At 70.4% G+C, this 20,344-nt stretch carries 21 protein-coding genes; 17 read left to right on the top strand and 4 right to left on the bottom strand.

Annotated features, from left to right (window positions below; all coding sequences use genetic code 11):
• The 5 genes from RGD00_RS02050 to der form a co-directional block, all read left to right on the top strand.
• Positions 1-751 (top strand): LysM peptidoglycan-binding domain-containing protein (locus RGD00_RS02050; protein ID WP_310455493.1); only part of this gene is annotated, 751 nt, incomplete at its 5' end.
• A 199-nt stretch (positions 752-950) separates the two neighbouring features.
• A complete protein-coding gene (locus tag RGD00_RS02045; RefSeq protein ID WP_310455492.1) occupies positions 951-2,789 on the top strand; it encodes an ABCB family ABC transporter ATP-binding protein/permease in 1,839 nt (612 codons plus the stop codon).
• Between the two features lie 90 nt (positions 2,790-2,879).
• A complete protein-coding gene (locus RGD00_RS02040) occupies positions 2,880-3,557 on the top strand; it encodes a hypothetical protein (protein ID WP_310455491.1) in 678 nt (225 codons plus the stop codon).
• 52 nt (positions 3,558-3,609) lie between these two features.
• Positions 3,610-4,953: an outer membrane protein assembly factor BamB family protein gene (locus tag RGD00_RS02035; RefSeq protein WP_310455489.1), complete on the top strand. Its 1,344-nt coding sequence runs from the start codon at positions 3,610-3,612 to the stop codon at positions 4,951-4,953.
• Between the two features lie 58 nt (positions 4,954-5,011).
• The gene (gene der / locus RGD00_RS02030) at positions 5,012-6,472 is read left to right on the top strand and encodes a ribosome biogenesis GTPase Der (RefSeq protein WP_310455487.1); all 1,461 of its coding nucleotides are present in this window, start codon (positions 5,012-5,014) and stop codon (positions 6,470-6,472) included.
• Here the strand turns inward: der and RGD00_RS02025 are convergent.
• Together RGD00_RS02025 and serS are read right to left on the bottom strand one after the other, a co-directional pair.
• Positions 6,469-7,182 (bottom strand): hypothetical protein, encoded by a 714-nt coding sequence (locus tag RGD00_RS02025; RefSeq protein WP_310455485.1) that lies wholly within the window; start codon positions 7,180-7,182, stop codon positions 6,469-6,471. The two genes, der and RGD00_RS02025, sit on opposite strands and share 4 nt — an antisense overlap.
• 66 nt (positions 7,183-7,248) lie before the next feature.
• Positions 7,249-8,541 carry a serine--tRNA ligase gene (serS, locus tag RGD00_RS02020; protein WP_310455484.1) on the bottom strand — a complete coding sequence of 431 codons (1,293 nt, stop codon included), beginning with the start codon at positions 8,539-8,541 and terminating at the stop codon, positions 7,249-7,251.
• A gap of 411 nt (positions 8,542-8,952) precedes the next feature.
• Here serS and yajC point away from each other — a divergent pair, with 411 nt between their 5' ends.
• From yajC to RGD00_RS01970, 10 genes are read left to right on the top strand one after another with little or no spacing between them, the layout of a single operon-like run.
• On the top strand, positions 8,953-9,276 hold the full coding sequence (yajC, locus tag RGD00_RS02015; RefSeq protein WP_310455482.1) for a preprotein translocase subunit YajC: 324 nt from the start codon (positions 8,953-8,955) through the stop codon (positions 9,274-9,276).
• Positions 9,277-9,331: 55 nt separating this feature from the next.
• A complete protein-coding gene (gene secD / locus RGD00_RS02010) occupies positions 9,332-10,996 on the top strand; it encodes a protein translocase subunit SecD (RefSeq protein WP_310455481.1) in 1,665 nt (554 codons plus the stop codon).
• A 13-nt stretch (positions 10,997-11,009) separates the two neighbouring features.
• On the top strand, positions 11,010-11,978 hold the full coding sequence (secF, locus tag RGD00_RS02005) for a protein translocase subunit SecF (RefSeq protein ID WP_310455479.1): 969 nt from the start codon (positions 11,010-11,012) through the stop codon (positions 11,976-11,978).
• Positions 11,978-12,739 (top strand): sulfite exporter TauE/SafE family protein, encoded by a 762-nt coding sequence (locus RGD00_RS02000; protein ID WP_310455477.1) that lies wholly within the window; start codon positions 11,978-11,980, stop codon positions 12,737-12,739. The genes secF and RGD00_RS02000 overlap by 1 nt, the downstream gene beginning before the upstream one ends.
• Complete coding sequence (locus RGD00_RS01995; protein WP_310455476.1) at positions 12,739-13,098, top strand: Mth938-like domain-containing protein; 360 nt, start codon at positions 12,739-12,741, stop codon at positions 13,096-13,098. Before RGD00_RS02000 ends, RGD00_RS01995 begins: the two co-directional genes overlap by 1 nt.
• Before the next feature lie 49 nt (positions 13,099-13,147).
• On the top strand, positions 13,148-13,771 hold the full coding sequence (ccmA, locus tag RGD00_RS01990; RefSeq protein WP_310455475.1) for a heme ABC exporter ATP-binding protein CcmA: 624 nt from the start codon (positions 13,148-13,150) through the stop codon (positions 13,769-13,771).
• The gene (ccmB, locus tag RGD00_RS01985) at positions 13,768-14,424 is read left to right on the top strand and encodes a heme exporter protein CcmB (RefSeq protein ID WP_310455474.1); all 657 of its coding nucleotides are present in this window, start codon (positions 13,768-13,770) and stop codon (positions 14,422-14,424) included. Before ccmA ends, ccmB begins: the two co-directional genes overlap by 4 nt.
• Before the next feature lie 53 nt (positions 14,425-14,477).
• Positions 14,478-15,206: a heme ABC transporter permease gene (locus tag RGD00_RS01980; protein WP_310455473.1), complete on the top strand. Its 729-nt coding sequence runs from the start codon at positions 14,478-14,480 to the stop codon at positions 15,204-15,206.
• A complete protein-coding gene (gene ccmD, locus RGD00_RS01975; protein WP_425603332.1) occupies positions 15,203-15,364 on the top strand; it encodes a heme exporter protein CcmD in 162 nt (53 codons plus the stop codon). The genes RGD00_RS01980 and ccmD overlap by 4 nt, the downstream gene beginning before the upstream one ends.
• Positions 15,357-15,902 carry a DsbE family thiol:disulfide interchange protein gene (locus RGD00_RS01970; RefSeq protein ID WP_310455472.1) on the top strand — a complete coding sequence of 182 codons (546 nt, stop codon included), beginning with the start codon at positions 15,357-15,359 and terminating at the stop codon, positions 15,900-15,902. Before ccmD ends, RGD00_RS01970 begins: the two co-directional genes overlap by 8 nt.
• On the opposite strand, the gene RGD00_RS01965 is transcribed toward RGD00_RS01970, so the two are convergent.
• Positions 15,874-16,503: a TetR/AcrR family transcriptional regulator gene (locus tag RGD00_RS01965; protein WP_310455471.1), complete on the bottom strand. Its 630-nt coding sequence runs from the start codon at positions 16,501-16,503 to the stop codon at positions 15,874-15,876. The two genes, RGD00_RS01970 and RGD00_RS01965, sit on opposite strands and share 29 nt — an antisense overlap.
• Before the next feature lie 515 nt (positions 16,504-17,018).
• On the opposite strand from RGD00_RS01965, the gene RGD00_RS01960 reads away from it, so the two are divergent.
• Positions 17,019-18,041 carry a TRAP transporter substrate-binding protein gene (locus tag RGD00_RS01960; protein ID WP_310455469.1) on the top strand — a complete coding sequence of 341 codons (1,023 nt, stop codon included), beginning with the start codon at positions 17,019-17,021 and terminating at the stop codon, positions 18,039-18,041.
• A gap of 269 nt (positions 18,042-18,310) precedes the next feature.
• Here the strand turns inward: RGD00_RS01960 and RGD00_RS01955 are convergent, their stop codons facing one another.
• Entirely contained in the window at positions 18,311-19,084 is a 774-nt protein-coding gene (locus RGD00_RS01955) for a DsbA family protein (protein WP_310455468.1), read from the bottom strand.
• 105 nt (positions 19,085-19,189) lie between these two features.
• Here RGD00_RS01955 and RGD00_RS01950 point away from each other — a divergent pair, with 105 nt between their 5' ends.
• Positions 19,190-20,344: a pyridoxal phosphate-dependent aminotransferase gene (locus RGD00_RS01950; RefSeq protein ID WP_310455467.1), complete on the top strand. Its 1,155-nt coding sequence runs from the start codon at positions 19,190-19,192 to the stop codon at positions 20,342-20,344.

Genomic DNA, 20,344 nt, shown 5'->3' with positions numbered 1-20,344 from the left:
CGAAGAGGCGATCTTTCTGGCCGACCGCGTGCTGGTGCTGCCAGGGGACAAGCGCGCGCGCCCCCGGCTGGTCGACACCGCCGCCCCCGCCGAGCCCGAGGCCCAGACCGCCGCCGCCCCGGCCCCCGCGCCCGCCCCCGGGGCGGATGCCGTGGCGCTGCCCGCCGCCGATGCGGCCCCGGCGCCCGATGCCGCCGCCCCCGCCGCCCCGGCCGCGATCCTCGTGGGCGATGCGGGCGTGAAGGTCCTGCAATCCCCCGCCGCCGCACAGCCTGCCGCCGGGGTCGGCATCGAGGCGATCGCCTATGCCCCCGACGGGGCGGTGATGGTCTCGGGCCGCGGCGCGCCGGGGGCCTTCGTGCGGCTCTACCTCGACGATGCCGAGGCGGCGACCGTGCCTGTCGGCCCCGATGGCGGCTGGCAGACCGCGCTCGCCGCTGTCGCCCCCGGCGTCTACCGGCTGCGCGCCGACCTGATCGACGCCGCGGGCCGTGTCACCGCCCGGTTCGAGACCCCCTTCCAGCGCGAGGATCCCGCCGCCCTCGCCGCCGCGACGCCCGCCCCGGCGGGCGCCGGCCCCGCCGTGGCGGCCGTCACGGTGCAGCCGGGCTATACCCTCTGGGGCATCGCGCGCGCGGCCTATGGTTCGGGCATCCTCTACGTGAAGGTGTTCGAGGCCAACCGCGACCAGATCCGCAACCCGGACCTGATCTATCCCGGGCAGGTGTTCACCGTTCCGACGGCGGAGTGAGCCGGCGGGCGTGCCGGTGTATGTGCGGCAAGATGAAGCCGCCGGACGGACCAAAGGAACGCCCTGCATCTTCAGGCTGGACTTGAATATCCCCGCCGGAGGCCCCTGAGCCCTCGGCCCGCGCGAACGCCGGGCACGGCACGCGCAGCCACTGGCCTTTTCCCGGCCGAACCCGTAGGAGGGCGCGAAAGGATCCGCCATGCGCCGCAGCCACCCCGCCCCCACCGCCACAGCCGACGAGACCGGACCCCGCGCCAGCGGCTGGACCACGATCCGCCGCGTGCTGCCCTATCTCTGGCCCGAGGGGCAGGCATGGGTGCGCCGGCGGGTGGTGATCGCGCTGGCCATGCTGGTGCTGGCCAAGCTGCTGTCCGTCTCGACGCCGTGGATGTTCAAGCAGGCGGTCGATGCGCTGGCCGGGCCCGCCCCCGATGCGGCCACGATGCTGGGTCTGGGCGCGGGGGGGCTGATCCTGGCCTATGGGCTCGCCCGGCTCGGCACCGTCGCCTTCGGCGAATTGCGCGATGCGGTCTTCGTCCGCGTCAGCCAGCGGGCGCTGCGGCGGCTGGCGCTGGAAACCTTCACCCATATCCACGGGCTGTCGCTGCGCTACCACCTCACGCGCAAGACCGGGGGGCTGTCGCGCATCATCGAGCGGGGGGTGAAGGGCGTCGATTTCCTGTTGCGGTTCCTGCTGTTCTCGATCGGGCCGCTGATCCTGGAACTGGCGCTGGTCGCGGCGATCTTCGCCTTTGCCTTCGGGCTGATCTACATGGCGGTGGTGATCGTCACCATCACGCTTTACATCGGCTTCACCTTCAAAGTCACCGAATGGCGGGTCAGGATCCGTCAGGAGATGAACGCGCAGGATACCGACGCCAACCAGAAGGCGGTGGACAGCCTGCTGAACTTCGAGACGGTGAAGTATTTCGGCGCCGAAGGGCGCGAGGCCGCGCGCTATGACGCCGCGATGGAACGGTACGAACGCGCGGCGGTCAGGACCGGGCTCACGCTGTCGCTGCTGAACCTCGGGCAGGCGTTCCTGATCACCGCCGGGCTGGTGATCGTGATGGTGATGGCGGCGCGGGGCGTGGCGGCGGGGCAGCTGACGGTGGGCGATTTCGTCATGGTCAACGCCTACATGATCCAGATCACCATGCCGCTCGGCTTTCTGGGCACCGTCTATCGCGAGATCCGGCAGGCGCTGGTGGACATGGCGGAAATGTTCGGCCTTCTGGACCAGCCGGCCGAGGTGACGGACCGCCCCGGCGCGCCTGCATTGCAGGTCAAGGGCGGCGCGGTGGAATTCGAGGCGGTGGAATTCGCCTATGAGCCCGCGCGCCCGATCCTGCGGGGCATCAGCCTGCGGGTGGGCGCGGGGGAACGGGTGGCGCTGGTCGGGCCTTCGGGGTCGGGCAAGTCCACCATCGGGCGGCTGCTGTTCCGGTTCTACGACGTCACCGGCGGCGCGCTGCGCATCGACGGGCAGGACCTGCGCGCGGTGACGCAGGAATCGCTCCATGCCGCGATCGGGGTGGTGCCGCAGGACACGGTGCTGTTCAACGACACGATCCTCTACAACATCGCCTACGGCCGCCCCGGCGCGACCCGGGCCGAGATCGAGGACGCCGCCCGCGCGGCGCGGATCCACGATTTCATCGCGGCCCTGCCCGAAGGCTACGACACCCCGGTGGGCGAACGCGGGCTGAAGCTGTCGGGCGGCGAAAAGCAGCGCGTGGGGATCGCGCGCACCCTGCTGAAGAACCCGCCGATCCTGCTGCTGGACGAGGCGACATCGGCGCTGGATACCCAGACGGAACGCGACATCCAGGACAGTCTGCGCGAAATGGGCCGGGGCCGCACGGTGATTTCCATCGCCCACCGGCTGTCCACCATCGCCGACAGCGACCGGATCGTGGTGCTGGAACAGGGCCGGATCGTGGAAGAGGGCCGGCACGAGGATCTGCTGGCGCGCGGCGGGCGCTATGCCGCGATGTGGGCGCGCCAGTCGGCCGAGGGCGCGCAGGACGCCGCCTGAGGGCGCGCCGCGCCGCCGGGGCGGGGCGGCGGGGCTTGGCAAGCCCTTGGCCTTGCGTGTAAGACAGGCCGGTCGCAGCAGGAGGCGCAGGTGTCGAACACCGACAGTTTCATCGACGAGGTTGCCGAAGAGGTCCGGCGCGAACGGCTGTTCAGGCTTTACCGCCGCTATGGCTGGATCGTGGTGCTGGTCATCGTGGCGATCGTGGGCGCGGCGGCGGCCTATGAATGGCAGAAGGCCAGCCGCCGGGCGGACGCGCGCGCCTTCGGCGATGCGGTGCTGGCGGCGCTGGATGCGCCCGACGCCCCCGCGCGGCGCGCGGCGCTGGCGGGGATCGCCGCGGGCGGGCCGGAACAGGCGGCGCTGCTGGCGCTGCTGGCGTCGGACGCCGGGGTGGCGACGGGCGAGGATGGCGACCGCGCGGCGGCGCTGGCCGCGCTGGATGCGGTGGCCGGCGATGCGACGCTCGACCCGATGTGGCGCGATCTGGCGGTACTGCGCCGGGTCAGCGCGGCGGGCGAGGCGATGACGGCGGACGACCGCCGCGCCGCGCTGCAACCCCTGACCGCGCCGGGGCGGCCCTATCGGCCGCTGGCGCAGGAACAGGTCGCGTTGCTGGATCTGGCGGCGGGCGACCATGAAGCGGCGCTGGCGGCTTTCCGCGCGCTGGTCGACGATCAGGAGGCGACCGAGGCCCTGCGCCGGCGCGCGGCGCAGATGGTCGTGGTTCTGGGCGGCGAGGACGATACCGGGGACAACCGCGGCTGAGACCCCGGCGGTTTCCGGGCAGGCGCAGGAACGGGCAGGGAAGGGGACGACAGTGGCACGACTGACCCACGGCATCGCGGCGCTGGCCTTGCTCGGCACGCTGGCGGCCTGCGAACGGATAGAGGTGCTGCCCGGCCAGCGGTTCGACCTGCGCACCCCGCTGGAGGAAAGCGCCGCCGCGGCCGATGGCATGGCGGTGCAGGACGCGCGGCCGGTGAACGAATCCCGCCCCGTGGCGCTGCCCGCGCCGCTGGCGAATGCCGAATGGACCCACCGCGCCGGAAACCCGGCCCATAACGTGGCGGCGAACCTCGCGCTGTCGGCCGCGCCGCAGCGGGTGTGGACCGTGGCGCTCGGCGCCGGCAACGCCCGCCGCCAGCGCATCGCCGCCGCGCCGATCGTCGCGGGCGGGCAGGTGTTTGCGGTGGATGCGGCCAATGTCGTCAGCGCCTTCACCACCGCCGGCGCCCCGGTCTGGACCTATGACGCCACGCTGCCGGGCGAACGCGGCGACAGCGTGTCGGGCGGCGGGCTGGCCGCCGCGGACGGGCGGATCTACGTCACCACCGGCTTTGGCGAACTGATCGCGCTCGACCAGCGCACGGGGGGCTTGCTGTGGCGGCACCGGTTCGACGCGCCGGTCGCGGGCGCGCCGACGGTCGCGGGCGATACCGTCTATGTCAGCGCGCGGGGGCCGGGCGGATGGGCGCTGTCCACCGATGGCGGCAAGGTGCGCTGGTGGGTCACGGGCGCGCCCTCGACCGCGGGCCGGGCGGGCACAGGCGCGCCGCTGGTCGCGGGGGACCGGGTGGTGTTCCCGCTGTCGACGGGCGAACTGGTCGCGGCGGCGCGCAAGGACGGCGCGCGCCAATGGGTCACGCCAGTGGCGGGCGAACGGCTCGGCCGCGCGGCGTCGTTCATCGGCGATGTGACCGGCGATCCGGTGCTGGCGGGCGGCACGATCTTTGCCGGCACCGCCGCGGGGCGCACGGTGGCGCTGGATGCCGAAACCGGCGCGCGGCTGTGGGATGTGAACGAGGGCGCGCTGGCGCCGGTCTGGCATGCCGCGGGCTCGGTCTTCCTCGTCGGGGACGAGGGCGATCTGGTCCGGCTCGACGCCGCCACCGGCGCGCGGATCTGGTCGGTGCCGCTGCCGCATTACACCAAGGACAAGGCCCGCCGCCAGCGCGACGTGGTGGCCCATTACGGCCCCGTGATGGCGGGCGGGCGGCTGGTTGTCGCCTCTGCCGACGGGCTGGTGCGGTTCTTCTCGCCGGTCGATGGCGAGCCGGTGGGCGTGATCGAGATGCCCGCGGGCGCGGCGGCATTGCCCGCCGTGGCGGGCGGCACGCTCTATGTCGTGACGGAAAACGGGCAACTTCACGCTTTCCGCTGAGGCGCGGGCGGTGTAAGGGGCGGGCTTCGCGCGCCCGCGCCGCTCCACGGAGGCATCCATGACCTTTACGCTCGCCATCGTCGGGCGGCCCAATGTGGGCAAGTCCACGCTGTTCAACCGGCTGGTGGGCCGCCGTCTGGCGCTGGTCGACGACCAGCCCGGCGTCACCCGCGACCTGCGCGAGGGCGAGGCGAAGCTGTTCGGCCTGCGCTTCACCGTGATCGACACCGCGGGGCTCGAGGAAGTCACCGACGACAGCCTTCAGGGCCGGATGCGGCGGCTGACGGAACGGGCGGTGGACATGGCGGATGTCTCGCTGTTCCTGATCGACGGGCGGGTGGGCGTGACGCCGACCGATCAGGTGCTGGCCGATCTGCTGCGCCGCAAGGGCGCGCGGGTGATCCTGGGCGTGAACAAGGCCGAGGGCCGCGCGGGCGAGGACGGCGCGCTGGAGGCGTGGAGCCTTGGCCTGGGCGAACCCCTGCGGCTGTCGGCCGAACATGGCGAGGGGATGGAAGACCTCTATGCCGTGCTCGCGCCCCTGGCCGAGGAATTCGAGGAGCGCGCGGCCCAAGACGCGCCCGAGGTGGATGTGGACATCCCCGAAGGGTCGGAGGACGAGGGCGAGGCCCCCCGCATCACGCCCGCGAAACCGCTGCAAATCGCCGTCATCGGCCGCCCCAATGCCGGGAAATCCACCCTCATCAACCGCATTCTGGGCGAGGACCGCCTGCTGACCGGCCCCGAGGCCGGCATCACCCGCGACGCGATCTCGGTGCGCGCCGACTGGATGGGCACGCCGATCCGCATCTTCGACACCGCCGGCATGCGCAAGCGCGCCAAGGTGCAGGAAAAGCTGGAAAAGCTGTCCGTCGCCGACGGGTTGCGCGCGGTGCGCTTCGCCGAGGTGGTGGTGGTCCTGCTGGACGCGCAGATCCCGTTCGAGACGCAGGACCTGCGCATCGCCGATTTCGCGGAAACCGAGGGCCGCGCGGTCGTCGTCGCGGTGAACAAATGGGATCTGGAGGCGGAAAAGCAGGAAAAGCTGGCCGAACTGAAAGAGATGTTCGACCGCCTGCTGCCGCAACTGCGCGGCGCGCCTCTGGTCACGGTCTCGGCGCTGACGGGGCGGGGGCTCGACCGGCTGCATGCCGCGATCCTCAAGGCGCATGACGTCTGGAACCGCCGGGTGACGACCGCCAAGCTGAACCAGTGGCTGGGTGCGATGACCGAGGCGCATCCCCCCCCCGCGCCGGGCGGGCGGCGCATCAAGCTGCGCTATGCCACGCAGGTCAAGACGCGGCCGCCGGGGTTCGTGGTGATGTGCTCGCGCCCCGACGACATGCCCGAAAGCTACAAGCGGTATCTGGTCAACGGCCTGCGCGAGGCGTTCGACATGCCGGGCACGCCGATCCGGCTGACGCTGCGCGGGCAGGGCGACAAGAACCCGTTCAAGGACCGCAAGAAATCCACCCCGTCGCGGCTGCGCAAGCATCTGGACGGCAAGAAGGATTACTAGGCGGCGCGGCCCCGTGCGGCCGCCAGCAGCGTCACCGCCAGCATCACGGCCGCGCCCGCCAGCGCCAGCCAAGCGACGGTGGCGTTGAGCCCCCAGTTCGCCGCCACGATGCCGATCAGCGCCCAGATGACGGCGGCGCCGTATTCCGGCACCCGCCCGAGGCGCCATTGCACCGCCGCGGCCAGCACCAGCACCGCAAGGATCATCGCCACCGCCGCCGCGGTGTCGGACAGCCAGCCGAGCCCCGCCAGCGTCACCCCCGTCGCCGCGCCCGCCGCCGCCGTGACCCAGCCCGCGAACAGCGCCACCGGCGCCATCAGCCACAGCCGGTCCTGCGCCGCGCTGGTCTGCCGCAGGGCCGCCAGAAGCCCCGCCAGCATCGTCAGGATCACGATCGTGGCGACCACCGGCAGATCCTCGGCAAAGGCGACCCAGAGGATCCCGCAGACCATCGCCGCCATCAGCAGGCCGCGCGGGCGGTCCCATACCGGATCCATATCGCGCGCCAGCAGGCCGAAACCCGCATGCAGGATCAGCGCGGCATAGATCAGCAGCCAGATCGAGAACGCATAGCCCGCCGGCTGGACCGCGGGGCGCAGGATCTGCACCGGGAAATCCTCGGGGTCGTAGCCGTCGAAGCCGGGCAGCATCAGCGGCGTCATCGCGAACAGGATCGCGAGGCAGAGCAGAAAGATGGCGCGGATCTTCATGGTGGCCTCCCCGGGTTTCTGCATGACCAACGGCGGGGCGCGGCAGAGGTTCCCGCGCCCGCCCGCTCAGACCAGATCGCCGGTGGCGGAAATCCGTGTCCGGCCGCCCAGATAGGGATGCAGCGCCGCCGGCAGATCGACCGAGCCGTCCGCCTGCTGGCCGTTTTCCAGCACCGCGATCAGGCAGCGCCCGACCGCAAGGCCCGAACCGTTGAGCGTATGCACATAATCCGGCTTGCCGCCCCCCGCCGGGCGATAGCGCGCGTTCATCCGCCGCGCCTGGAAATCGCCGCAGGTGGATACCGAACTGATCTCGCGATAGCGGTTCTGGCCGGGCAGCCAGACCTCCAGATCATGGGTTTTCTGCGCGCCGAAACCCATGTCGCCGGTGCACAGCACGATGGTGCGGTAGGGCAGGCCCAGTTTTTCCAGGATCGCCTCGGCGCAAGCCGTCATGCGGTCGTGTTCCGTCAGGCTGTCCTCGGGCCGGGTGATCGAGACCATCTCGACCTTCTCGAACTGGTGCTGGCGCAGCATGCCGGTGGTGTCCTTGCCCGCGCTGCCCGCCTCGGACCGGAAACATTGGGTATGCGCGGTCATGCGGATGGGCAGGGCGGCATCGTCGAGGATCTCGCCCGCCACCGTGTTGGTCAGCGTCACCTCCGACGTGGGGATGAGCCACCAGCCGTTGGTGGTCTGATAGCTGTCCTCGGCGAACTTGGGCAGCTGGTTGGTGCCGTACATCGCCTCGGATTTCACCAGGACGGGGGTCCAGGTCTCGGTCAGGCCGTGGTCGGTCACATGGGTGTCCAGCATGAACTGCGCCAGCGCCCGGTGCACCCGGATCACCGCGCCCCGCAGCACGACGAAACGCGAACCCGAGAGTTTCGAGGCGGTCTCGAAATCCATCCCCGGTTTCACGCCCGGGATGTCGAAATGTTCGCGCGGGGTGAAATCGAAGGCGCGCGGCGTGCCCCACCGGCGCAGTTCCACATTGTCGTCCTCGTCGCGGCCCTCGGGCACCTCGGGCAGGGGGGTGTTGGGGATGGTCATCAGCAGATCGCGCAGGCGCGCATCCTCTGCCGCCGCCTCTTCGGTCATCCGCGCGACCTCGGCCTTCTTTTCGGCGACCAGCGCCCGCAAGCGGTCGAATTCGGCCGTATCGCCGCGCGCCTTGGCCGCGCCCACCTCTTTGGAGGCGCGGTTCTGGTCGGCCTGCGCGGTTTCCGCGGCCAGGATGCGGGCGCGGCGGGTCTCGTCGATCGCCAGCACCTCGGCCGAAAGCCCGGGCAGCCCGCGGCGGGCAAGCCCCGCGTCGAAGGCGGCCGGGTTGTCGCGGATGGCGCGGATGTCGTGCATGGCGGACCTCTTCGGAATCGTTCCGCCCGCTTATGGCCGATTTCGCGCGGGATGGGTACTGCGTTGGCATGCCGTTCCGGCGGCGATGCGGGTGGCGCGCGGCGCACCGGGGCGCTGCCCCGGACCCCGGGATATTTAAGGACAGAAAGTGAAGACGGGCGTGCAGCCCTCCCGTGCGGCTTCATCTTGCCAAAAATACTCCGGGGTCCGGGGCAGCGCCCCGGCGCCGTCCGTGACGCCGCGCCGCCGCCCGGCGGTTGCGCTGGCGGCCCTACACAAGCGCGTGGGCGGGGCGGCGGGGGGTGCGGGGCGCGCCTTGCCAAGGCGGGGCGCCGCCGCTAGGGTGCGCGCGCCGAATTGCGGGCTGCGCCATCGGCGTGCGCCCGAAGCCCCATACACAGAGGATGCCCCATGTTCGCAACCCCCGCCTTCGCCCAGGCCGCCTCGGGCGGCGGTGCCGCCGCCTTCACCAGCTTCGTGCCGCTGATCCTGATCTTCGTCATCATGTATTTCCTGATGATCCGCCCGCAGCAGAAGAAGGCCAAGGAACATCGCGCGATGGTCGAGGCGCTGCGCCGGGGCGACACGGTGCTGACCCAGGGCGGCATCATCGGCAAGGTGGTCAAGGTCAAGGAGGACGGCGAGATCGAGGTCGAGATCGCCGAGGGCGTCAAGGTGCGCGTGATCAAGGGCACCATCGCCCAGGTTCTGTCGCGGACCGAACCCGCCGCCTGACCTGCGCCCGGGCCCCTTTCCGGGGGCCCGCCACCGGACCAACCGGACGGAAACCATGCTGCATATCCCCCTCTGGAAGCGGGTATTGATCTGGGGCATCTGCGCCCTGGGGCTTTATTTCGCGCTGCCGAACTTCTTCTACCCGCGTGTCGAGGGCCATAACGACGCGATCGCCGTGCTGGAAAAGGGGGGCAGCCTTTCGCCCGAACAGGCGGCGGCGCGGGAGGCCTGGCCCGCCTGGATGCCGGCGTCGCTGGTGCCGCTCGGGCTCGACCTGCGCGGCGGCGCGCATCTCCTGGCAGAGGTGCAGGTGGGCGATGTCTACAAGGGCCGGATGGACGGGCTCTGGCCCGAGGTGCGCGACGCGCTGCGGGCCGAACGCGCCGTGGTCGGCAACGTCCGCCGGGTGGAAAGCCATCCGGGCGAACTGCGGGTGACGGTGTCCGAACCCGCCGGCATGGACCGCGCGCTGGAAATCGTGCGCGGGCTGGCGCGGCCGGTGGTGTCGCTGACCGGGATCGGGCAGAACGACCTCGAGGTGCGGCGCGAGGGCGAGGTGATCGTCGTCGGCCTGTCGGAGGCCGAGCGCAAGGCCACCGACGACCGCACCATCCAGCAGAGCCTTGAGATCATCCGCCGCCGGGTGGACGAGGTGGGCACGCGCGAACCCACGATCCAGCGCCAGGGATCCGACCGGATCCTGATCCAGGTGCCGGGGATCGGGTCGGCGGACGAGTTGAAGGCGCTGATCGGCACCACCGCGCGGCTGACCTTCCATCCCGTCGCCAGCCAGACGACGGACGCGCAGGCCCCGGTGCCGCCGCGCCATCACCTGCTGCCCTCGATGGACGAACGCGGGGTCTATTACGTCATCGAGGACGCGCCCGTCGTCACCGGCGAGGAACTGGTGGATGCGCAGCCCTCGTTCGACCAGAACAACCGCCCCGCGGTCAGCTTCCGCTTCAACCCCACGGGGGCGCGCAAGTTCGGCGACTATACCGCCAACAACATCGGCAAGCCCTTCGCCATCGTGCTGGACAACGAGGTGATTTCCGCCCCCGTGATCCAGAGCCACATCCCCGGCGGGTCGGGCATCATCACCGGCCGCTTTTCGGTCGAGGAAAGCACGCAACTGGCCGTCCTGCTGCGCGCGGGCGCCTTGCCGGCGGACCTGAACTTCCTCGAGGAACGCACCATCGGCCCCGAACTGGGCCAGGACAGCATCGACGCCAGCAAGAAGGCCTCGCTGGTCGCCACCGCGGCGGTGGTGCTGTTCATGGTGGCGAGCTATGGGCTCTTCGGCGCCTTCGCCGTGGTCGCGCTGGCGATCAACATCATGCTGATCATCGCCGTCCTTGCCGCCATCGGCGCCACGCTGACCCTGCCGGGCATCGCCGGGATCGTGCTGACGATGGGCATGGCGGTGGATGCCAACGTGCTGATCTACGAACGCATCCGCGAGGAATTGCGGCAGGGCCGCGGCCCGGCGCGCGCGATCGAGGAGGGGTACGACCGCGCGCTGTCGGCCATCGTGGACGCCAACGTGACGACGATGGTGATCGCGATCATCATGTTCGCGCTTGGCGCGGGGCCGGTGCGCGGATTTGCGGTGACGCTCGGCATCGGGATCCTGACCTCGGTCTTCACGGCGATCTATGTCACGCGGTTGATCGTGGTGATCTATCTGGGCTGGCGCCGCCCGAAAACCATCGTGGTATGAGGAGGGATAAGCGATGCGCCTGAAGCTCGTACCCGACCAGACGAATATCGACTTCTTCAAGTACCAGTGGGCGACCTTCGGGTTTTCCATCTTCCTCATGGTCGCCTCGGTGATCATCTGGGCGATCATGGGGCTCAACTTCGGCATCGACTTCCGCGGCGGCACCTCGATCCGCACGGAATCCTCGGTGGCGATCGACGTGGGCGCCTATCGCAGCGCGATCTCGCCGCTCGGCCTCGGCGATGTCAGCATCACCGAGGTGTTCGACCCGGGCTTCCGCGCCGACCAGCATGTGGCGATGATCCGCATCGAGGCCGAACAGGGCAGCGAGGCGATCAGCCCCGAGGCGATCGCGCAGGTGGAGGCGGCGTTGAAGACCGTGGCGCCGGACATCGTGTTCTCTTCGGTCGAATCGGTCGGGCCCAAGGTATCGGGCGAACTGATCTGGTCGGCGGTGCTGTCGGTGGCGGCCGGGGCTCTCGGCATCGGGGTCTATATCTGGCTGCGGTTCGAATGGCAGTTCGCGGTGGGGTCGGTCGCGGCGCTGGTCCATGACGTGCTGGTGACGATCGGGATCTTCTCGCTGTTCCAGATCAAGTTCGACCTGACCACGGTCGCGGCGTTGCTGACCATTCTGGGCTATTCCATCAACGACACCGTGGTGGTGTTCGACCGGCTGCGGGAAAACCTGCTGAAATACAAGAAGATGCCGCTGCGCGAGGTGATGAACCTGTCGGTCAACGAAACGCTGAGCCGCACGGTGATAACCGCGGGGACGACGCTGCTGGCGCTGATCCCGCTGCTGATCTTCGGCGGCGATGTGATCCGGGGCTTCATCTTCGCCATCACCTTCGGGGTCACGATCGGGACCTATTCCTCGATCTACATGGCCAAGAACGTGGTGCTGTTCCTGGGGCTGGACCGCACGCCCAAGCCGGGCAAGACCGCGAATGGCGACGACCTGAGCCAGATCGACGCCTGATGCCCGCGGTGCTGGAGGCGGCGCTGGCGCAGCCCGGCCTTGGGCTGCTGGTGCTGGCCGCCCTTCTGGGGGGCATGGCGCGGGGGTTCACGGGCTTCGGCACCGGGCTGGTGTTCATGCCGGTCGCGGGGCTGGTGCTGGCGCCCGCGCAGGCGGTGGCGGTGATCGTGCTGATGGATCTGGCCGGCACCCTGCCGAGCCTGCCGCGCGCCGCCCGTGCCGGCCGGCCGCGCGAGATCGGGATGCTGGCCCTTGGCATGCTGGCGGGCGTGCCCGCCGGGATCTGGGCGCTGACGGTGCTGCCGGCCGAGGCGTTCCGCTGGTCGGTCAGCCTGATGGCGCTGGCCACCGTCGCCGCACTTGCCGCGGGCTGGCGCTGGCGCGGGGGGCGGGGGCCGGGCATGCGGGTGGTGGTCGGCGGACTTTCGGGGCTTGTCGGCGGGGCCACGGCGCTGGCGGGGCCGCCGGTGATCCTGTACTATATGGCCAGCCCCCTGCCGGTCGCCATCGTGCGGGCGAACCTGCTGATGTTCCTGTCGCTGGTGGGCGTGATGATGCTGGCGCTGCTGGCGTTGCGGGGGGTTCTGGCGGGGCCGGAACTGGTGCTGGCCGCGGTGCTGGCGGTGCCTTTCATCGCCGGGGCGCGGCTCGGCACGGCGCTGTTCCGGCCCGACCGGGCGGGGCTTTACCGGGTCACCGCCTATCTGATGATCGCGGGCTCGGCGCTGGTCGGGCTGCCGCTGTGGCAGGGGGGAAGCTGATGCCGCTGACCGAGATCGACTTTTCCGGCGCAGCACAGCCGATCGACGGCTATGCCCCGGGCGCGTTCCGCATCGGCGGGCGGGTGCTGCACGGTGCGGTGCTGGTGACGCCCATGGGGGCGGGGCCCTGGGCGGGCATGGGCGATCCGGCGGCGCTGCCGGCCGCGCTGGCGGGGCAGGTGGATGTGCTGTTCGTGGGCACCGGCGCCGCGATGGCGCCCCTGCCGACCGCTTTTCGCACCGCGCTGGAAGAGGCCGGGATCGGGGTCGAGCCCATGGCCACCCCCGCCGCCTGCCGCACCTACAACATCTGCCTGTCCGAGGGGCGACGGATTGCCGCCGCGCTGATCCCGGTCTGAGCCCTTTCGGCCCTTTGCGCCGCCCGCAGGATCGGCTAGGGCTGGCGGCATGGAACTGGTGGCAAGCGATCTGGCCTGTGCGCGCGGCGGTGTGGCCGTGCTGGAAGGGGTGGGGTTCACCCTGCGCCCCGGGCAGGCGCTGGTGCTGCGCGGGCCGAACGGCATCGGCAAGACCACCCTTCTGCGCACCGTCGCGGGGCTGCAGCCGCCGGTGGAGGGCCGCGTGTCCGTCCCGCCCGAGGGCGTGGCCTATGCCGCCCATGCCGACGGGCTGAAGGCGACCCTGACGGCGGCGGAAAACCTGCGGTTCTGGGCCGCGGTCTATGGTACCGGGCCTGCGGCGGTGGAACGCGCGCTCGAGCGGATGAACCTGATGGCGCTGCGCGACCGGGCGGCGCAGAACCTGTCGGCGGGGCAGAAGCGGCGGTTGGGGCTGGCGCGGCTGCTGGTCACGGGGCGGCCGGTCTGGGTGCTGGACGAACCCACCGTGTCGCTGGACGCGGCCTCGGTCGCCGTCTTTGCCGGCATGGTGCGCGCGCATCTGGCCGATGGCGGATCGGCCCTGATCGCCACCCATATCGACCTCGGCCTGACCGAGGCGGCGGAACTGGACCTGACCCCGTTCCGCGCCGTGCCCCGCGCCACCGGCGCCTTCGACGAGGCTTTCGCATGACGGCGCTGATCTGGCGCGACCTGCGGCTGGCGTTCCGCGCGGGCGGGGGCTTCGGGCTTGGCCTTGCCTTCTTTCTGATCGTCTGCGTGCTGGTGCCGCTCGGCGTCGGGCCCGAGGGCGGGATGCTGTCGCGCATCGCGCCCGGCGTGCTGTGGGTGGCGGCGCTGCTGGCCTGCCTTCTGTCGCTCGACCGGATCTTCGCGCTGGATCACGAGGACGGCTCGCTCGACCTGCTGGCGACCGCGCCGCTGCCGCTGGAAGGGGCGGTGGCGGCCAAGGCGCTGGCGCATTGGCTGGTGACGGGGCTGCCGCTGACGCTGGCGGCGCCGGGGCTGGCGGTGCTGCTGAACCTGCCGCCCGGGGGCTTCGGCTGGCTGATGGCCTCGCTCGCGCTCGGCACGCCGGCGCTGTCGGTGATCGGGGCCTTCGGCGCGGCGCTGACGGTGGGGCTGAAGCGGGGGGGGTTGCTTTTGTCGCTGCTGGTGCTGCCGCTTTACATCCCGACGCTGGTGTTCGGGGCCGAAACCGTGCGCCGGGGGACCGAAGGGATGGACGCCCTGACGCCCCTGATGCTGCTGGCCGGGATCACCGCCGGGGGCGCGGCGCTTTTGCCCTTTGCGGCTGCGGCCGCGATCCGCATAAACATACGTTGATCTTCACGTGATAGGCAGTTGAGCGCGCGCGACCGAGACGCTACGGAGGAAACATGTCGATCTGGGAATATGCCAACCCCAAGAAGTTCATGGAGACCTCGGCCCTAGTGCTGCCATGGGTCACGGGGCTGGCACTGGTCTGCGTCGTCGCGGGCCTGATCTGGGGCTTTTTCCTGACGCCCGAGGATTACAAGCAGGGCTCGACCGTCAAGATCATCTACCTGCATGTGCCGGCGGCGATGATGGCGATCAACGCCTGGATCATGATGCTGGTGGCCAGCCTCATCTGGCTGATCCGCCGCCATCACGTGTCGGCGCTGGCGGCGCGGGCGGCGGCGCCGGTGGGGCTGACCTTCACGCTGATCGCGCTGGCGACGGGGGCGATCTGGGGCCAGCCGATGTGGGGCACCTGGTGGGCCTGGGATCCGCGGCTGACATCCTTCCTGATCCTCGCGCTGTTCTACCTCGGCTATATCGCGCTGTGGGAGGCGGTCGAGAACCCCGATACCGCGGCCGACCTGACCGGGGTGCTGTGCCTTGTGGGCTCGGTCTTTGCGGTGCTCAGCCGCTATGCGGTGAACTTCTGGAACCAGGGGCTGCATCAGGGCGCGTCGCTGTCGATGGACCGGCAGGAAAACGTGTCGAACGTCTACTGGCTGCCGCTTGTGGTCTGCATCGCGGGGTTCGTGCTGATGTTCGTGGCGCTGGTGCTGATCCGCACGCGGACGGAAATCCGCCTGCGCCGGCTCAAGGCGCTGATGGCGAGGGAGCGGCTGGCATGATGCCCGATCTGGGGAAATACGCAGCCACCGTGCTGTCGGCCTATGCGGTGTCGCTGCTGCTGATCGTGGCGCTGGTGGCGCTGACGCTGTGGCGCGCGGCAAAGGTGCGGCGCGCGCTGGCAGAGGCAGAGGGACGAAAGGGGCGGGCGGATGGCTAGGGGCAAATGGCTTTTGTTCATTCCGCCGGCGGTGTTCGGGCTGCTGGCGGGGCTGTTCTTCGCGGGCATGTACCGCGACGACCCCGAGGGGCTGCCCTCGACGCTGGTCGGGCGCGCCGCGCCGCCCATGGCGCTGACGCAACTGGGCGACGGCGTGCTGCCCGACGATGCGGCATTGCGCGCGCCGGGGGTGAAGCTGGTGAACTTCTGGGCCAGCTGGTGCGCGCCCTGCCGGGCGGAACATCCGATGCTGACCGAACTGGCCGGCGAAGGCGTGCCGATCATCGGCGTCAACTACAAGGACCAGCCGGACAATGCGCTGAAGTTCCTTGCCGAACTGGGCGATCCCTATGCCGCGATCGGCGCCGACGCGCAGGGCCGCGTCGCGCTGAGCTGGGGGGTCTACGGTGTGCCGGAAACCTATGTGATCGACGGCGCGGGCAAGGTGCTGCTGCGCATCGCGGGCCCGGTCAGCCGCGCCGTGCTGGAAGACACCCTGCGCCCCGCGATCACTGCGGTGCAGCCGGGGGCGCAATAGGCGGGTAGAGCCGTTCCATCCGCTTGATCGCGTCCCGGGCGCGGGCGGCGATGATATCGGGTCCCGGCTGTGGCAGGCGGCAGACGATGCGGCGGTATTGCAGGTTGCTGACCGTCAGCGCCAGCCAGGTTTCCGCCGCCTCGTCGGCGTCGTCGAAGGCCAGCCAGCCTTCGCGCGCGATGCGGCGGAAGAGATCGCCCATCATCGGCATCATCGTGTCGCGCCCCAGTTCCGCGATCAGCCGGCCCAGTTCGCCCGTCCCGTCCGCCGCCGCGGCCCGCGCCAGCATGACGGAACGGTCGCCCGTGACCACGCCCAGCATCAGTTCGCCGACAAGGATCAGCGTCCGGCGCGAATCCGCATCGCCCGCAAGGCAGGCGATCAGCGCCGCCCGCCCTGCCTCGGTGTTGCGCGCGATCATGGCGCGGAACAGCCCGTGCCGGTCGCCGTACCAGTTGTAGAGCGTTTCCATCGACGCCCCCGCGCGCCGGGCGATCGCCTGCATCGTGGCCTTGGCATAGCCCTGTTCCTCGACGATGGCGATGGCCGCCGCCTCGATCTGCATCGCGCGCCGGTCGCGCGCCTCCTGCCGCATGGTCATCTCCTCGACTGGCTTGCATAAAACCGTAATATGAATTACGGGTCTGCCGTCTTGGCGGAAGTCTGTTTATAGCGTGCATGTTTTCGATGACCCAGCCCTTGCGGCCCCGCGGTCGAGTGCTTCTGCCCGGGACGATGCCGCGGGCCGCCCGGACGGGCGGTTCGCGGCCTGCGCCTTCCGCACCCCGGCGGATCGGGGACGCGCGCATGTGCGATCGGGCTTGTCCGCCGGTTCAGGCCGGCAGGCGGGCGGGGCGGCGCGACCCCACTCCCCAGTGAATGGCGCCCTCGCGGGCGGGTCGCACCCGCCCGGCCCCGGGGTCCGGTCGGGTCATGCGTGCCGGCGGATGGTATAGGCTTTTCCTGTGGTATGTCGCGGTATCCCTTCATGCCGCGCGACGGCGTTTGCCGGGCAAGATCGAAAGCCGGTAGAAAGCAGGCAGGAAGCAGGATCCCGGGGCCGGGGTCCGCCTTGGGGTGCCGAAGGTGCCGCATCGCTTGCAGAGGGGAGACAACATGTTCATGACGACATTCCGGGCGCTGTCGCTGGCGGCGCTGGTGGCTGCGGGGGCCGTTGCGCCCGCCGCGGCGCAGGACAAGGTGACGTTCAAGATCTCGCATGGCTATCCGGCCAGCCATTTCCTGATCGAACAGGGCGTGCAGAAATTCGCCGATGCCGTATCCGCGGCCACCGGCGGCGCGGTCGCGTTCGAGCTTTATCCCGCCAACCAGCTTGGCAAGGACCATCTGGCGACCGTCGCCTCGGGCATTGCCGAACTGGCGCTGGTCACGCCGGCCATCGCGGGCGGCAAGCTGCCGCTGACCGCGGTGTCGGAACTGCCGGGGCTGGCGAATTCGTCCTGCGAATATTCGCACAAGTTCTGGGAACTGGCCAAGGAAGGCGGGATCCTGAACGAGGCCGAATACAAGCCGCAGGATCTGCATGTCATCTACGTTTCCACCGTGCCGCCCTATTCGATGCTGACCGCCACCCGGCCCACGCCGACGCTGGATGCGGTGTCGGGGCTGAAGATCCGTGTCGCGGGCGGGGCAATGAACAAGACCGTGACCGCGCTTGGCGGCGCGCCGGTGCAGATCCCGGGCCCCGAGATGTATGACGCGCTGACCCGCGGCACCGTCGACGGCTCGCTCTATTCGCACATGGCGCTGGCGGCGCTGAAGCTCGAGGACGTGATGAAATATTCCACCAGCGGCGTGAAGCTCGGCGCGGGCAGCGTCGTGCTGGTGATGTCGGCCAAGGCGTGGGACGGGCTGTCCGACAGCGCCAGGGCCGCGATCACCGAGGCGGGGGCCGCGACGCTGGACGCGCAATGCAGCTGGCAGGACGAACAGGAAGCCACCGCGACCAAACGCCTGGTCGAGGAAAAGGGCTGGGAGATCGCCGAGCTTTCGCCCGAACAGGTCGCGCTCTGGACCGAACGCATCGCCACGGTGAACGAGGACTGGGCCAAGGAACTCGACGGCGCGGGCCGCCCGGGGACCGAGGTGCTGAACGCCTTCCGCGCCGCGGCGCAGTGACCGTCGCCGATCCGGGCAAGGGGGGCCGTTCGCGGCCCCCTTTCGCATCGAGGGCGCGGCGGGCGCTGGCCTATCCATTTTTCCCGGCATCGCCGCCCCCGCGGCCCTGTCGCGCGACGGGCGAGGGAAACGCGATGCGTTTCCTGTTCCCGCCCGGCCCAACGGCGCGGTGGCTGTCAACATGCCTTCGAATGCCGCCCCGCTGCCTTCCCGCGCAACGGAAAAGGGGCCGCATCGGCGGCCCCTCCCGGATAGCGTCCCTGCGGGGCTCAGCCCTTTTCGCGCTGTTGGGCCACGATCTTGCGCATTTCCGACAGCGGCACCTGCCCGCGCACGAAGGTGTCCTTGACCACGAAATTCGGCGTCCCGCGCACGCCGAGGGCCTCCGCCAGCGCGTGGTTGGCGGCGATCACCGCCGTCACCTCGTCGCTTTCCATCCGGGCCAGCACCGCATCGGCATCGGCGCCCACCTCCTTGGCGATGCGGCGGAACAGCGCGGACGAGGGCTGGCCGTTCAGCGTCATCAGCGCGTCATGCGCCTGCTTGTAGGCCGCATCCCCCGCGATCTGGCGCAGCGCGATGGTGAACCGCGCCGCGGCCACCGACACGTCGCCCAGAACCGGATATTCCTTGATGACATAGCGGATGTTGCCGTCGGTCTTCACCAGCGCCTCGACATCCTTGTACATCGCCTTGCAATAGCCGCAGCGGTAGTCGAGGAATTCCACCACCGTGATGTCGCCTTCCAGATTGCCGCCCGCCCAGGAATTCGGATCCTCGAACAGATCCGCCGCGCGGGCCTGCAACGCGTCGATGTCGGCCTTGGCCTGCTGTTCCATCTGCCGCTCTTCCAGCACCCGGATCGCCTCCATCAGCACCTCGGGATGGTCGAGCAGATAGGCCCGCACCTCGGTGCGGAAGGCGTCGCGTTCGGCCTCGGTCATCGCGGCGGGGTCGAAGGCGGCGGCCGGGCCCGCCAGCATCAGTGCGGCGGCAGCGGCGGAAAGGGTCAGGCGGCGCGCCGGGCGGGGCAGGATGGGCATGGGTTACGCTCCGAATGGGCCGGCCCGGCCATTGACGCGGCGTGCCGGGGCTGGGAAACAGGCCCGATTGCAGGCCGATACCGGCGCCAGTCTATGGGGGATGCGATGCGGGTTTCAAGACGGGGGATTGTCGATCCCTTCATCGTGATGGATGTGATGGAGGCCGCCCGCGCCGCAGAAGCCGCAGGCCGCCACATCATCCATATGGAGGTCGGCCAGCCCGGCACCCCGGCCCCCGCCGGCGCGCGCGCGGCACTGGCCCGCGCGATGGGGGCCGACGCGCTCGGCTATACCGTGGCGCTCGGCCTGCCGGACCTGCGGGCGGGCATCGCGGGACTTTACCGCCGCTGGTACGGGGTGGATCTGGACCCGGCCCGGGTGGTGGTGACGGCGGGGTCGTCTGCGGCCTTCCTGCTGGCATTTTCGGCCCTTTTCGACGCGGGCGAACGGGTGGGGATGGGCCTGCCCGGCTATCCGTCCTACCGCCAGATCCTGCGCGCGCTGAGCCTTGCGCCCGTCGACATCCCCACCACCGCCGCCACGCGCTTCCAGCCCACGCCCGACCTGCTGGCCGCCACCCCCGACCTTCAGGGCCTGATCGTGGCCAGCCCCGGCAACCCTTCGGGCACCATGCTGGGGCGGGCGGAACTGGCGGGCCTGATCGGCGCCTGCGCGGACCGCGACATCGCCTTCGTATCCGACGAGATCTATCACGGCATCCAGTACGGCCCCCGCGCGGTATCTGCGCTGGAAGTCGGCGATGATGTTTATGTCATCAACTCCTTCTCCAAATATTTCTCGATGACCGGCTGGCGCGTGGGCTGGATGGTCGTGCCCGAAGACCATGTGCGCGTGATCGAGCGGCTGGCGCAGAACATGTTCATCTGCCCGCCCCATGCCAGCCAGGTCGCCGCACTGGCCGCGCTCGACTGCATCGAGGAACTGGAGGCGAACTGCGCCGTCTATGCCGAAAACCGCCGCCTGATGCTGGAGGGGCTGCCGAAGGCCGGTTTCACCACCTTCGCGCCGCCCGACGGGGCCTTCTACATCTATGCCGATGTGTCCGCGCTGACCGCCGACAGCCGCGCCTTCGCGGCGGAAATTCTCGCCGGGGCCGGGGTCGCGGTCACGCCGGGGCTGGATTTCGACCCCGCGCGCGGCCACACTACGCTGCGGTTTTCCTATGCGCGGGCGACCGCGGACATTGCCGAGGGGCTGGCGCGGCTGGCGGGGTTCATGGCGCAGCGCAAGGCGGGGTAG

Origin of the sequence: Ruixingdingia sedimenti, assembly GCF_031432425.1 — a bacterium.
Taxonomy (GTDB): Bacteria; Pseudomonadota; Alphaproteobacteria; order Rhodobacterales; family Rhodobacteraceae; genus Ruixingdingia; species Ruixingdingia sedimenti.
Note: the sequence above shows the minus strand (reverse complement) of the source record. Positions and strands in the feature narration are given on the sequence as shown.